Here is a 13,064-nt window from a genome sequence, read left to right as displayed (position 1 = left end):
CCGAGATCGGCTGTGTCATCGGTGAAGTAGATGACGAGGTTGCCGGATTGCCCGGGCCAGAGCGTGCCGGTCGGATTTTTAAAGCGCGCCTTCGCGAGGATCGTGCCGGAAGCAGTGTCGACCGTATTGTCATAGAAGCTGATCGCGCCGCGGCGCACGCTGCCCTTCGTCGAATCCGGTGTGGTCGTGACCTCGACGGGTCCGCTGGCGAGCGATTGCTTCAACTGGCGCAGATCGCGCTCCTGCAGATGGAATTTCACATAAATCGGATCATATTGGGCAATCGTCACGATCGCCGTTCCGGCACCGACGAAAGCTCCAGGGCTGACCGCGATGTCGCCAAGGCGGCCGTCGAAAGGCGCGCGGATTTGCGTGTGCTCGAGCAGAACCTGATCGGAGGCGAGTGAGGCCCTGTCGGCTTCGACGGTGGCGGCAGCCGTGTCGCGAGCGGCCTTGGCCTGGTCGTAGCTCTGCCGTGTGCCGGCCTTTTGCGCCAGGAGATCGGCTGCGCGTGTGAGAGCGGTTTCGGCTTCCGAGAGCGTCGCTGTGTCTCGGATGATCGTCGCGTTGTCCTTGTCGACGGCTGCTTGCGCCGGCCGGTCGTCGAGCTTGGCGATCAGGTCGCCTTGCTTGACCGTGGCGCCGTCGGTCGCGACGATCGACGTGACAAGGCCCTGTTCCTGCGCGGCGATCGTGGTGGTGTTTTCGGCTTCCGCCCACCCCGAGGCCGTGACGTCTCGCGGCAGCACTGTCTTTACGGCGGCGACTGTTTTCACGAGCGTCGGGCCGCTGCCCCCCCGCCGGTTATGCTGCCCGCCGCCTTGCTGGCCCACTTGCGCCTTGCCGCCTTGTTGCGCAGGCGCACTGACCAACTGCGAGACGTAGGGAAACTGGTCGACGATTCTGTTTCCGAATTGCCAAACGCTGACGGCAGTAACCGCAATAATGCTGAAGGTAATCCAAAATATCTTCATGTGTGAGACCGGTCTTGACGGGTTGCACGACGTTTCCGGTCCCGATTGAGCCGCCCATATTGCGGCGCAAAAAAGACATAATCCGCCGGACGCACTCACTAAGTGGTTATAATAGCTTAAATTTTTGTAATGATCGGCGTGGCGTCCACCTCGCGCTTGCGGTCAAACCGAACGCGCCGCACCGCCGTCGCAACGGATCAGTGAGCCGGTGATGTAGCTCGCCGGCTGGCTGCAGAGGAAAGCGGCGGTTGCTGCGAATTCTTCGACCTTGCCATAGCGGCCAACCGGAATGCGCGCTTCCTTGTCGCTGCGGATGTCTTCCATGCTTTTGCCGGTGCGCTTGGCGGCCGCGCCGTCAAGCTCGTCGAGGCGTCCGGTGAGGATGCTGCCCGGCAAGAGCAAATTGGCCGTCACGCCGTGGCTTGCAACTTCCGAGGCGAGCGTCTTCGACCAGCCGGCAAGAGCAGGGCGCAGCGTATTGGAAAGCGCCAAATTGGCGATGGGCTCTATGACGCCGGACGAGGCGACGGTGAGAATGCGGCCCCACCCTTGCGCCTTCATGCCCGGAAGCAAGGCGTTGGTCAGGGAAATGACGCGCAGCACCATCGAGAAGAAATAAGTCTCGAGCTTCTCGGGCGTCATGTCCTCGGTCGTCCCAGGCGTCGGGCCGCCGGTATTGTTCACGAGAATATCCAGGCCGGCGAACTTTTCCTTGACGGCGGCAGTCACCGTCTCGACGAATTTCTCGTCAGCCAGATCAGCCCAGATCCAGTCGGCCTTGCCGTTGCCCTCGGCGTTGATCGCCTTGCAGTTGGCCTCCAACTGCTCACCGCTGCGGCCGCACAGAAGTACGTTTGCGCCTTCACGTGCGAGTGCGATCGCAATGCCATGGCCAAGCCCGCGCGACGAAGCCAGAACGAGTGCGCGTTTGCCGTCGATTCCGAGATCCATGATGTCCTCCAGATGCATCGGCTTCTGTATAAGGCGCAGCCGACGGAAAAGGGAAGAGTCCTTCTACCGAAGAACAATTGACGTTAACGTAAGCGTTATATAATCTTGCGGTGGAGGAGATATTGATTGTGCGAATTGGAGGATCGGCTGTCGCTTCCCGGCTCGACAATGCTTTCCGGTTTTGACAAGACAATGACCCGACAAGGGGATTATGGCCGCGTGGGCGGTCGAGCGGAGACGGATGAATGACCGAGACGACTGAGCTGCCGGAACGTGAGTCGATGGAATTCGACGTTGTGATCGTCGGTGCCGGGCCTGCCGGCCTGTCTGCCGCGATCCGACTGAAGCAGGTCAATCCGGAGCTTTCCGTCGTCGTGCTCGAAAAGGGGGCGGAAGTCGGCGCCCATATCCTGTCGGGCGCCGTCATCGATCCGATCGGCATCGACCGGCTGCTGCCGGATTGGCGCAGCCAAGGCGATCATCCCTTCAAGACCGAGGTGACCGCCGATCATTTCCTGGTGCTCGGTCCGGCTGGTTCCGTCCGCCTGCCGAATGTGCTGATGCCGCCCTTGATGAACAACCACGGCAACTACATCGTATCGCTCGGGCTTGTCTGTCGCTGGCTCGCCACGAAGGCCGAAGAACTCGGCGTCGAGATCTATCCGGGGTTTGCCGCAACCGAGGTGCTCTACAACGACGAAGGTGCGGTGATCGGGGTGGCCACCGGCGATATGGGCATCGAGAAGAACGGCGAGCCCGGCCCAAGTTTTGCCCGCGGCATGGAACTGCTCGGCAAATACACGCTGATCGGCGAAGGCGTGCGCGGCTCGCTCGCCAAGCAGCTGATCGCCAAGTTCGACCTTTCGAAGGGCCGCGAGCCGCAGAAGTTCGGCATCGGCCTCAAGGAGCTCTGGCAGGTCAAGCCCGAGCACCACAAGCCTGGCCTGGTGCAGCATTCCTTCGGCTGGCCGCTCGGCTTGAAGACCGGCGGCGGCTCGTTCCTCTATCATCTGGAAGACAACCTCGTCGCCGTCGGCTTCGTCGTGCATCTCAACTACAAGAACCCCTATCTCCATCCGTTCGAGGAGTTCCAGCGCTTCAAGACGCATCCGGCGATCCGCGCCACCTTCGAGGGTGGCAAGCGGCTCTCTTACGGTGCCCGTGCCATCACCGAGGGCGGCTACCAGTCGGTGCCGAAGCTTTCCTTTCCCGGCGGCGCGCTGATCGGCTGTTCGGCGGGCTTCGTCAATGTGCCGCGCATCAAGGGCAGCCACAATGCCGTGCTGTCGGGCATGCTGGCGGCCGACAAGATCGCCGAAGCGATCGCTTCGGGCCGCGCCAACGACGAAGTCGTCGAAATCGAAAACGACTGGCGCAAGAGTGATATCGGCAAGGACTTGAAGAAGGTCCGCAACGTCAAGCCGCTCTGGTCGAAGTTCGGCACGGCCGTCGGCGTGGCGCTCGGCGGTCTCGACATGTGGACCAACACGCTGTTCGGCTTCTCCTTCTTCGGCACCCTCGGCCATGGCAAGACCGATGCCCAGTCGCTGGAGCCGGCCGCCCAGCACACAAAGATCGACTATCCGAAGCCGGATGGCGTCTTGACCTTCGATCGTCTGTCCTCGGTGTTCCTGTCGAACACCAATCACGAGGAAGACCAGCCGGTCCATCTACAAGTCAAGGACATGGCGTTGCAGAAATCGTCCGAGCACGACATCTATGCCGGACCGTCGGCGCGCTACTGTCCGGCCGGCGTCTATGAATGGGTGGAGAAGGACGGCAAGGACACCTTCGTCATCAACGCCCAGAACTGCGTCCACTGCAAGACCTGCGACATCAAGGACCCCAACCAGAACATCAACTGGGTCCCGCCCCAGGGCGGCGAGGGGCCGGTCTATCCGAATATGTGAGGTCAACACAAGGAGCCCGGCAAACGCTGGGCTCCTCTGTGTCGGGGCTCATTCAGCGGTGACGGACGGCAATGCCCGTCGACAATGCCACGCCGATCCCTGTGATGACAGCGGCTGCGATTTCCGCCAGGCCGATTTCCTCGCCCAGCAGGAATCCGCCGCCAAGCGTTGCCAACACCGGCGTGATCGCCGTAAAGGCAGCCGCCTGCGTGCCGCCCAGCGTTCTGACGGCGGTGCCGTAGGCAACCATGGCGACAATGCCGGACAGGATGCCCTGGCTTACGGGCTGCAGTCCGAGATCTCCAGCGCTTGCCCGGGTCAGCGAGGTGCCGAAGCCGGCGGCAAGCGCTGCAATGATCAGGAACGACCAGATGGCGATCAGTGCGCTCGCCTGGACGGCGGTGAGCCCGCTGCGGCGGAAGGCGTGCGTATAGCTTGCCCAAAGGACGGCGCCGGCCGGCAAAAGCACGAAGCTCGTCCATGGCAGCGATGCATCCGAAAGGCTCTGCACAAGCAGGATCAGCACGCCGCAGACGATCGCGGCGAGGCCGAGCTTGCGGGTAATATCCGGCCGCTCCCCGAAGATGAATATGCCGATGAGTGCCGTCGCAAGCGGCATTGAGCCGCCGAGCAGGATGCCCGACGAACCTGCCGGGGTCGCATGGATGGCAAGTGTGGTGACGAGAAAGAAGACAGCGCCTGCGCCGGACACCATCAATGCCAGCAGATGCAGCGCAACGCCCTTCGGCAGCAGGCCGGTCTTGAGCCAAACGGGCGAAAGGGCAAGCGCAGGAATGCCGTAGCGGATCAGTCCGATATCGATCGAGCCGAGCGGCGTTGCTGCGCTGTGGCGGGTCGCAAGAAGCCACGTCGCCCAGATGAGCACCGTGACGGTTGCGCCCGCGTAACCGGCGATGAGGGATGGGGATTTCTGGTTGGCGATGCTGAAGCTGGTCATCGGTCTATCCTTTCTTGTCATTCGGTGTGCTGTCCGACCAAGAAAAAGATAGGCCCGATGGTCAGGGCATGTCCTTGCTATCTGTAGCGCCAAAAACATGCTAGTAGCAATAATCTGCCAACAGTAAGGGCTGAAATTGGAAAATATGCCAAATCTTGATAAATTCGATCTGGCCATCCTCGAATGCCTGCAGGAGGATGCACGCGCCACCAACGTCGAAATCGCCGAAAAGGTAAACCTCTCGCCGTCGCCCTGCCTGCGGCGGATCCGCAACCTGGAAAAAGCAGGTGTGATCCGCGGCTACCGCGCCGATATCGACCGAAAGGAAGTGGGGCTGGGGCTGACGGTCTTCGTCGAGTTCAAAGTGGCCCATCACAGCCGTGAGAATTCGCAATCCCAGCAGGCGGCCCTCCTTGCGATCCCGGAGATCGTTTCCTGTTTCCTGATTTCTGGAAGCGCGGATTTTCTGGCAGAGGTCGTGGTGGAGGATCTTGCTGCCTACGAGCGGCTTCTCACCGATACCTTGCTGACGCTGCCGAACGTCAGCGATATCCGCTCGAACTTTGCAATCCGCAGCATGAAGACCCACGGGCCTTTGAAGCTGCCCAGGGGGAGGTAGATCTGCACGCTCGCCAAGTCAGCCGGTGAGGCAGACGGAGGCAACATGTGAGCGAGCCTTGGTGGTGCCGAGAGCTCACCGTGGATTTTCTGTCCTTGTGACAGGAATCCAGCCATGGGGCTCCGCCCGTGACCCTTTGCATGGCGCTGCTGGATCCGACACGGCAACGTTGTGCATGCCGCTCGTCTCCTTGCTCGCTCCTTCGTCGCTCAACCCTTACCCGCTCTGAGGACGAGCCACCCAGTCCCCTTCTTTGCCAGAAGAAGGAAAATAGCCTGCCTAAAGCAACGTCCCGCTAAGGATGAGCAGGGCCACGGAGAAGTAGATCACCAGGCCGGTCACGTCGACCAGCGTCGCGACGAACGGTGCCGACGCGCTGGCGGGGTCCAGGCGAAGCCTTTGCAGCAGGAACGGCAGCATCGAGCCGCAGAGCGAGCCGAAGGTGACGATGCCGATCAGCGCGGCGAAGACGGTGAGGCCGACGAGCAGCCAATGCTCGCCGTAGTCGTAGAGGCCGATTTTCTGCCACAGCACGATGCGGCCGAAGCCGACGAGCCCGAGGATGGTGCCAAGCACGACACCGGTCGGCAACTCGTGCAAGAGCACGCGCCACCAATCCGAAAGCTTGAGCTCGCCGAGCGCCAGGGCACGAATGATGAGCGACGTCGCCTGCGATCCGGAATTGCCGCCCGAGCTCATGATGAGAGGGACGAAGAGCGTCAGCACGATCGCCTTCTCCAACTCCCCTTCGAAATACTGCATGGCGCTTGCCGTCAGCATCTCGCCGAGGAAAAGGGCCGAAAGCCAGCCGGCCCGTTTGCGGATCATGCCGAAAAAGCCGATCTTCATGTAAGGCTTGCCGAGGGCTTCCATACCGCCGAACTTCTGGGCGTCCTCGGTCGTATCCGCGATCATCGTGTCGATAACGTCATCGACGGTGACGATGCCGAGCATGTGGCCGTCGTCGCTGACGACCGGCAGCGCCAGCAGATTATGCTTGCGGATCAGCCGGGCGACGTCCTCCTGCGTCATCAGCGGATCGCAGCGAACGAGGCCGCCCTTGTGCGCGACGGAGAAAACCGAAGCCTGCGGTTCGCCGGTGATGAGGCGGCGCAGTGTCACGACATTGGTCAGCCGCTGCGTTGCCGCGTCGAGGACGTAGATCGCATAGACCGTCTCGCGCGAGCGCTCGACCTGGCGAACATGGTCGAGCGTCTCGGCAACGGTCCAGGCGTCCGGCACGCTGACGAACTCAGTCGTCATGATGCTGCCGGCCGTGCGCGGCGGATAGCCCATCAGGTGCTTGACGGCGAGCGCTGTCGTGCGGTCGAGCTTTGTAAAGAGGATCGCGCGGGAATCCTCGTCCAATTCATGGAAGAGATCGGCGACACGATCGTTTGCGGTGGCGTTGAGCAGCCGCGCGGCATGCTCGACCGGCATCTCGGCGAGGATTGCGGCAGCGTTGTGCAGCTCCGGCCTGGCGAGAATGCGGACGGCCTTCTGCTGCGGAAGCGTGGTGAGGACGGCCGCTGCCTCCGGGATGTCGAGTATGTTGAGACGCTCGACGCGCTCTGCGGTGGTGACCGCTCCGAGGCTGTCGTGGGTGAAGAAACGGGCAGCATGGCCTGCCCGCAGGGGGAAGCGATTGATGTTCACTGGCTCGCCTTTCCGTCGATCCGCCGCAGCGTCCGGCGGGCGAGCCCGACAGGAGTCGGTCAGCGCACGGCGGCCGCGTACGGCAAGGGCAATCGACTGCTACTGTCGCTTGGCATCGGGTTGGCTCCGTTGATTTTCCGCGGAAAAGGGCTGTCATCCGCGTGCCGTAAGACCTGCTCCTCCGATCGAGAAAAGTCAAGCGGCGTTGGTTTGTGAGTACAATGGCGCACACGGGGTGCGGCAATATGCGTGGATTATCGATGCTGGTCAGAAGCCGGCGAGTACTGCCTTGCCCTTCATCCTGCCGCTCTCGACCATCGAATGCGCCTTCTTCATATTGGCGGCATTGATCGCACCGACGATTTCGCTGAGTGTCGTGCGGATATTGCCGGCATCGACAAGCTCCGACACCTTGTTGAGGAGGTTATGCTGCTCGATCATATCGGGCGTCGAAAAGAGCGGCCGTGTGAACATCAGCTCCCAATGCACCGAAACGGCCTTGCGCTTGAAGGGCACGACGTCGAGGGACGTCGGATCGTCGATCAGCGCGAAACGGCCCTGCGGTGCGATCGCCTCGACGATGTCGGGGATGTGGCTGCCGGTGTTGGTTGTCGAGAAGATGAAGCCGGGAGCCCCGATGCCGAGAGCCGCAACCTGCGGGGCGATCGGCTTCGAGTGATCGACGACGTGGTGCGCGCCAAGTTCCTTCACCCAGACCTGTGTTTCGGGACGGGAGGCGGTTGCGATGACTGTCAGATCGGTCAGCGCCCGGGCGATCTGGATGGCAATCGAGCCGACGCCGCCGGCACCGCCGATGACGAGGAGAGCGCGAGCAGCGCCCGGCACCGCGTCGTGAATCTTCAATCGGTCGAACAGTGCTTCATAGGCGGTGATCGAAGTCAGCGGCAGTGCGGCGGCGGCCGCGAAATCGAGGCTCTTCGGCTTTCGCCCAACGATACGCTCGTCAACGAGATGGAATTCTGCGTTCGAGCCCGGGCGATCGATCGCACCGGCATAGTACACCTCGTCTCCGGGCTTGAAGAGCGTGACATCCGGACCCACGGCCTTGACGATGCCGGCTGCGTCCCAGCCGAGAACCTTCACTTCACCTGCCGGTGGTGCCGAATGTACACGCACTTTCACATCGACCGGATTGACGGAGACGGCCTTGATCTCGACGAGCAGGTCATGTCCGGTCGCCTTGGGAACGGGCAGGTCGACATCGATCAGCGATGTCTCGGCGGAAATGGGCTGCGGGACCTTGTAGGCGACGGCGCGCATGGAAACCTCCACTGTTCGTTGCATGGAGGCTAGATGCGTCTTATGTTCAAAGAGTGCAAGAATGCACAAATTCTGTACATAGTACCAAAAAGGATACTGTAAAAATGTCGTTGCCCCGCGCCAAGCTGACGAAGAATTTCCCCGGCTGTCCGGTCGAGGCGACGCTGAGCTATCTTGATGGAAAATGGAAAGGCGTCATTCTGTTCCACCTCATGGACGGAACGTTGCGCTTCAACGAATTGCGCCGGAAGCTGCCGGCGGTGACACAGCGCATGCTGACCAAGCAGCTGCGGGAACTGGAAGGCTCCGGCCTCGTCTCGCGCACGGTCTATCCAGTCGTGCCGCCGCGTGTGGAATATGCGCTGACGCCGCTTGGCGACACGCTGAAGCCGGTCATCCGCGCACTGGCGGCCTGGGGCGAAGAATATGTCTTCTGCCGCCCGGAAGGCCACGAACTGCGCGATCCTTCATGCGCGCCGGCTGCGCTCCAGGCGTAGCGACGCGGCGTAGACGAAGAGGCCGAACAAGGACAGCACGGCGCCGACATAACCCGTCGCCGCAAAGCCGTAGTTCCAGGCGATCACAAGGCCGCCGAGCCAGGCGCCGAGTGCATTGGCGATGTTGAAGGCAGAGTGGTTCGAGGCGGCGGCAAGCGTTTGCGCATCGGCGGCGACGTCCATCAGCCGGGTTTGCAGCGCAGGACCGGCCGCAAAGCCGCAGCCGACGAGGAACACGCAGATCGCCAGCATAATGGGGCTAGATGCCGTCAGTGAAAACAGCGTCAGCACGACGATGTTGAAGACCAGCGAGCCGCCGATCGTTCCCATGATCGATTTGTCGGCGAGCCATGAGCCGACGATGTTGCCGGCATTCATGCCGACGCCGAAAAGGACCATCATAACGGCAACCATGCTCTCCGGCAGCATCGCGACCTTCACGGTGGTACCGGCGATATAGCTGAACATAGCGAACATGCCGCCATAGCCGACGGCTGCGATGCCGAGCGTCAAGAGCACCTGCGGACGCTTGAAGGCGCCGAGCTCGCGCAGGAAGCTGGCACCGTCCGCGACCTGGTCGCGCGGCACGTAGTACCAGATGAGCGCCACGGTCACGAGGCCGATGACGCCGACGGAGGTGAAGGCTGCGCGCCAGTCGAGCGACTGACCGAAGAAGGTAGCGAGTGGCGTGCCGAGCAGGGTTGCAATCGTCAGACCGAGCATCACCCGGCCGACGGTTCGCGCTCGCTTGTGCACCGGCACCATCGAAGCAGCGACAATCGCCGCGACGCCGAAATAGGCGCCGTGCGGCAGGCCGGTGATGAAGCGCATCACGGTGAAGATCTCGAAGGTTGGGGCCAGTGCGCTCAAGATGTTGCCGACCGCGAAAATGCCCATCAACAGCAGAAGCAGTGAGCGGCGTGTCATCTTGGCGGCGAGGACCGCGATCACCGGTGCGCCGATGACGACCCCGAGCGCATAGGCGCTGATGACGTAACCCGCCTGCGGGGTCGTGACCGAAAACGTGTCCGCCACATTCGGCAGCAGGCCCATGATGGCGAATTCGCCGGTGCCGATCCCGAAGCCGCCGCAGGCGAGCGCCAGCTGCACCAGGGCGATCGCCATCGGCGAAAGGGCTTCGCAAGCCGGAGCGGAATCGATGGAATCGTCTACGGCGATCTGGCTCACGCGAGCTCCTGAGGCATGTCTGCAGGGCAAACCATCCGAATTGCGGGCGCTGAGGCGGAGGTCGGCCGTTTTATGGCGGGAGACGGAGATCAAGAGTCTCCATCATTGAAATCATGGGTGATTGCACCGTCAGCGTCGAGTGCATTTTTCGCAGTGCAGCGTCCTGCTATGCGCATACGCGCATTGCAATATTTGCTCTTGGACGCCTCGCAGTTACGTCGGTCACAGTGCATGCCGCGCTTGAAAACGAAGAGGGTCCAACCATCTTAAGGGGCACTGACTGAGACGCCACGACGCGAGGAACGGCACGCCTGATGAAGCTTGTAGGTTTTTTCAATAAAGACGGTGGTACCTTCCGCACCACCGATATGGAGGCCTACGAAAAGCGGGCAGAGGCGACCTTCCGAGAAGCCGGACATGACTTCGAGGCCATCGTCTTTTCCGGCAAGGAGATCGTTCCCGCGATGGAGCGGGCCGCCCGGCGCGACGATATCGACGGCATCGTCGCGGGCGGCGGTGACGGCACGATTTCGGCAGCGGCCTCGATTGCCTGGAAGAACGGCGTCGCCCTCGGTGTCGTCCCGGCCGGAACCATGAACCTCTTTGCCCGCTCGCTGAAAGTGCCGCTCGATATCTGGCAGGCGCTGGATGTGTTGGCCACCGGCGAGGTCGATCATGTCGACATTGCTAGCGCCAACGGCCGGCCCTTTATCCATCAGTTCTCGGCAGGGCTTCATGCGCGCATGGTGCGATACCGCAACTCCTTCACCTATCGCTCCCGTTTCGGCAAGATGCGCGCCAGCGTCCGCGCAGCCTTCGGCGTAGTGCTCAACCCGCCGGAATTCGAAGTCGAATTCCAGGCGCTCGGCGTGCGCGAGACGCGCCGCGTATCGGCCGTTTCGGTCTCCAACAATCCCTTCGGCGAGAACGCGCTTCTTTACGCCGATAACCTGCGCAGCGGCGAGCTTGGCTTTTACACCGCAAAACCGCTGAAGCCGATCGGCGTCGCCCGTCTTGCCGTCGATATGCTGCGGGGCAAGGTGCGCGAAAATGCCGACGTGATGGTGATGCATCCGGCCGAAGTACATCTGCATTTCCCGAAGCTGAGGGCAAAGGCCAATTGCGTCATGGACGGCGAGCTTTTGCCGCTCGAACGCGACATTGCCATCAAGCTGCATCCCGAAGAGCTGAAGGTGCTGGTCAAGCAGGGCCTTGCCGCGCAGGTCAATGAGGCCGAGCGGCGGGAGCCTGCGGCTTAGCTTGCCTCTTCACGCCAGCATCCGCCCAGTCGCATTGGAATGCCAGCACGGGCTTCGAAAATCCTTTCAATCGCCGCCGCGTCGCATGCGTGAAAAGATCAGCGGTGCCGTACTCCCGAAAAATATTCTCCGACACGAGGATATGATCGCCGGAGGCGGCCGCGCACAGGCGTGCTGCAAGCTGCACAGTGGAGCCGAACAGGTCGTTGCTGTCCTCGACGGGCTCGCCGCAATCCAGTCCGATGCGAACATGAATCGGCTCGGGGTTTCCGCGGTTGTAACGTTTGAATTCCTGCTGGATCGTCCTGGCGCAATCGACTGCTGCGGCCGTCGAGGCGAATGTCGCCATGATGCCGTCGCCGGTATGCTTCACCTCGCGGCCTGAGGAGTGGCTGAGGCATCTGTGCACGATCGAGTCATGCGCCCTGACCAGTTCGGTCGCCATGCGGTCGCCAAGGCGCGACGTCATCGCGGTCGAGCCGACGATGTCGGTGAACAGGATGGCGCGGTGGCCGGAATCCATCTCACCTGAGGCCTGTCCTGGCGCCGGCTCGGGGTCGTGAATTCGGCCAAGAAACGCCTCGACCGCCGACAACGCGACCTCGACAACCTCGCCGGCGACGAAGCCATGGGCTTCACGGTGCACGCATTGAGCGGTTTCCGCGTCTGGCGCGTCCACCAGGCAAAATGCGGTCCCGCGCCGCTGGTCGAACCAGTAGGTGAGGAACTTGACACCGTAGCGGTCCTGAATTTCGAGATCCCTGCGATGGGCCTCGGCAACGTCGGCGGCTGTGGTTCCCGTGAGTTCATGCCGGTCCATGAAGATAGCCATTTGCGCGCTCCTTTCGGAAACCTCCGCTTACAGGACGGTTCATTCTACGACTTGGACACCGCCCGGTCCACCTTTGAGATGGCTGCCGGCAGGCCCTAGACGCGCGGCAGATAGGTCTGGTAGTCGAAGTCCGAGACCGTGCGCAGATAGGTGATGGCTTCCTTGTATTTGGTGTCGCCGTAGAGTTTCTGATAGCGCTCGCCGAAGATATCGGCGATGAAGGGCGATGCGCGAAAGGCTTCCACCGCCGTTAGAAAATCGTGCGTCAGCCGCGCTGTGTTTTCCGGCACATGCGACGGCGTCGTCTCCACGCCGGGGTCGAGATCGTCGTCGAGGCCAAGCAGCATGCCGCCGAGGATGGCGGAAAGCAGCAGGTAAGGATTGGCATCAGCGCCGGCGACGCGATGTTCGATGCGCGCTGCCGGCCCGTACGTATCCGGGATGCGGATCGCCGTGCCGCGATGGCCGGTTCCCCAAGTGAGGTCGATGGGGGCAAAGGAACGCGGCTGGAAGCGGCGGTAGGAATTGGCGAAAGGCGCAAAGATCAGCTGCGCCTCGCGCATCGTGTTCAGCATTCCGGCGCAGGCGGATTTCAGCCGCTTCGGCTCGCCGCCCTTTGCATCGAGTATATTGCGGCCCTGCCTGTCGACGACGCTCGCATGCACATGCAGGCCGGAGCCGGCATGTTCGGAATAGGGCTTGGCCATGCAAGTCGATTTGAGGCCGTGCTTGCGTGCGGCCTGTTCGGCGATGCGCTTCAGGTAAATGCAGTCGTCGGCGGCGGCCAAGGCATCTGGCCGATGCAGCAGGTTGATTTCGAACTGCCCGGGTCCGAACTCGGCCGTCGTCGCCTCCGCAGGCAGGTTCTGCGCCTTGGCATAGGCACGCACCGTCTGCAGGTAATCGTCGAGCGCATCGACGGCGCTCATGTCGTAGAGC

11 protein-coding genes and 1 pseudogene are annotated in these 13,064 nt (G+C 62.1%); 4 read left to right on the top strand and 8 right to left on the bottom strand.

Translation table 11 applies throughout. The annotated features are described in order from the left end of the window. Both C9413_RS16440 and C9413_RS16435 read right to left on the bottom strand, forming a co-directional pair. The coding region (locus C9413_RS16440; protein ID WP_170250643.1) for an efflux RND transporter periplasmic adaptor subunit at positions 1–974 on the bottom strand (974 nt) is incomplete at its 3' end. A 162-nt stretch (positions 975–1,136) separates the two neighbouring features. After that, entirely contained in the window at positions 1,137–1,925 is a 789-nt protein-coding gene (locus C9413_RS16435; RefSeq protein WP_039844377.1) for an SDR family oxidoreductase, read from the bottom strand. Between the two features lie 245 nt (positions 1,926–2,170). Here C9413_RS16435 and C9413_RS16430 point away from each other — a divergent pair, with 245 nt between their 5' ends. Continuing rightward, positions 2,171–3,835 carry an electron transfer flavoprotein-ubiquinone oxidoreductase gene (locus C9413_RS16430; RefSeq protein WP_039844378.1) on the top strand — a complete coding sequence of 555 codons (1,665 nt, stop codon included), beginning with the start codon at positions 2,171–2,173 and terminating at the stop codon, positions 3,833–3,835. A gap of 52 nt (positions 3,836–3,887) precedes the next feature. Here the strand turns inward: C9413_RS16430 and C9413_RS16425 are convergent, their stop codons facing one another. Next, positions 3,888–4,793, bottom strand: coding sequence for a DMT family transporter (locus C9413_RS16425; protein WP_170250642.1), 906 nt, complete (start codon positions 4,791–4,793; stop codon positions 3,888–3,890). Between the two features lie 145 nt (positions 4,794–4,938). Here C9413_RS16425 and C9413_RS16420 point away from each other — a divergent pair, with 145 nt between their 5' ends. Next, positions 4,939–5,412 (top strand): Lrp/AsnC family transcriptional regulator, encoded by a 474-nt coding sequence (locus C9413_RS16420; protein WP_039844380.1) that lies wholly within the window; start codon positions 4,939–4,941, stop codon positions 5,410–5,412. 279 nt (positions 5,413–5,691) lie between these two features. Here the strand turns inward: C9413_RS16420 and mgtE are convergent, their stop codons facing one another. Further along, a complete protein-coding gene (mgtE, locus tag C9413_RS16415; RefSeq protein WP_039844381.1) occupies positions 5,692–7,068 on the bottom strand; it encodes a magnesium transporter in 1,377 nt (458 codons plus the stop codon). Positions 7,069–7,335: 267 nt separating this feature from the next. Further along, positions 7,336–8,349, bottom strand: a complete 1,014-nt coding sequence (locus C9413_RS16410; protein ID WP_170250641.1) for a zinc-binding alcohol dehydrogenase family protein — start codon at positions 8,347–8,349, stop codon at positions 7,336–7,338. A gap of 104 nt (positions 8,350–8,453) precedes the next feature. On the opposite strand from C9413_RS16410, the gene C9413_RS16405 reads away from it, so the two are divergent. Next, positions 8,454–8,846 (top strand): helix-turn-helix domain-containing protein, encoded by a 393-nt coding sequence (locus C9413_RS16405; RefSeq protein ID WP_039844383.1) that lies wholly within the window; start codon positions 8,454–8,456, stop codon positions 8,844–8,846. On the opposite strand, the gene C9413_RS16400 is transcribed toward C9413_RS16405, so the two are convergent. Further along, positions 8,817–10,034, bottom strand: coding sequence for an MFS transporter (locus C9413_RS16400; RefSeq protein ID WP_039846684.1), 1,218 nt, complete (start codon positions 10,032–10,034; stop codon positions 8,817–8,819). The two genes, C9413_RS16405 and C9413_RS16400, sit on opposite strands and share 30 nt — an antisense overlap. A gap of 314 nt (positions 10,035–10,348) precedes the next feature. Here C9413_RS16400 and C9413_RS16395 point away from each other — a divergent pair, with 314 nt between their 5' ends. Continuing rightward, positions 10,349–11,293, top strand: a complete 945-nt coding sequence (locus C9413_RS16395) for a diacylglycerol kinase family protein (RefSeq protein WP_039844384.1) — start codon at positions 10,349–10,351, stop codon at positions 11,291–11,293. On the opposite strand, the gene C9413_RS16390 is transcribed toward C9413_RS16395, so the two are convergent. Together C9413_RS16390 and C9413_RS16385 are read right to left on the bottom strand one after the other, a co-directional pair. Further along, entirely contained in the window at positions 11,259–12,125 is an 867-nt protein-coding gene (locus C9413_RS16390) for a nickel-binding protein (protein ID WP_052451494.1), read from the bottom strand. The genes C9413_RS16395 and C9413_RS16390 overlap by 35 nt on opposite strands. 95 nt (positions 12,126–12,220) lie before the next feature. After that, a pseudogene (locus C9413_RS16385) lies at positions 12,221–13,064 on the bottom strand (glutamine synthetase); the annotation flags it as partial.

The sequence above is a fragment of the Rhizobium sp. SEMIA 4085 genome, from assembly GCF_013004495.1.
GTDB lineage: Bacteria > Pseudomonadota > Alphaproteobacteria > Rhizobiales > Rhizobiaceae > Rhizobium > Rhizobium gallicum.
Note: the sequence above shows the minus strand (reverse complement) of the source record. Positions and strands in the feature narration are given on the sequence as shown.

Coding starts and splice junctions, on each gene's coding strand:
- C9413_RS16435 (WP_039844377.1), bottom strand. CDS start 1,925: ATGGATCTCGGAATCGACGGCAAACGCGCACTCGTTCTGGCTTCGTCG.
- C9413_RS16405 (WP_039844383.1), top strand. CDS start 8,454: ATGTCGTTGCCCCGCGCCAAGCTGACGAAGAATTTCCCCGGCTGTCCG.
- C9413_RS16420 (WP_039844380.1), top strand. CDS start 4,939: ATGCCAAATCTTGATAAATTCGATCTGGCCATCCTCGAATGCCTGCAG.
- C9413_RS16390 (WP_052451494.1), bottom strand. CDS start 12,125: ATGGCTATCTTCATGGACCGGCATGAACTCACGGGAACCACAGCCGCC.
- C9413_RS16425 (WP_170250642.1), bottom strand. CDS start 4,793: ATGACCAGCTTCAGCATCGCCAACCAGAAATCCCCATCCCTCATCGCC.
- C9413_RS16395 (WP_039844384.1), top strand. CDS start 10,349: ATGAAGCTTGTAGGTTTTTTCAATAAAGACGGTGGTACCTTCCGCACC.
- C9413_RS16410 (WP_170250641.1), bottom strand. CDS start 8,349: ATGCGCGCCGTCGCCTACAAGGTCCCGCAGCCCATTTCCGCCGAGACA.
- C9413_RS16430 (WP_039844378.1), top strand. CDS start 2,171: ATGACCGAGACGACTGAGCTGCCGGAACGTGAGTCGATGGAATTCGAC.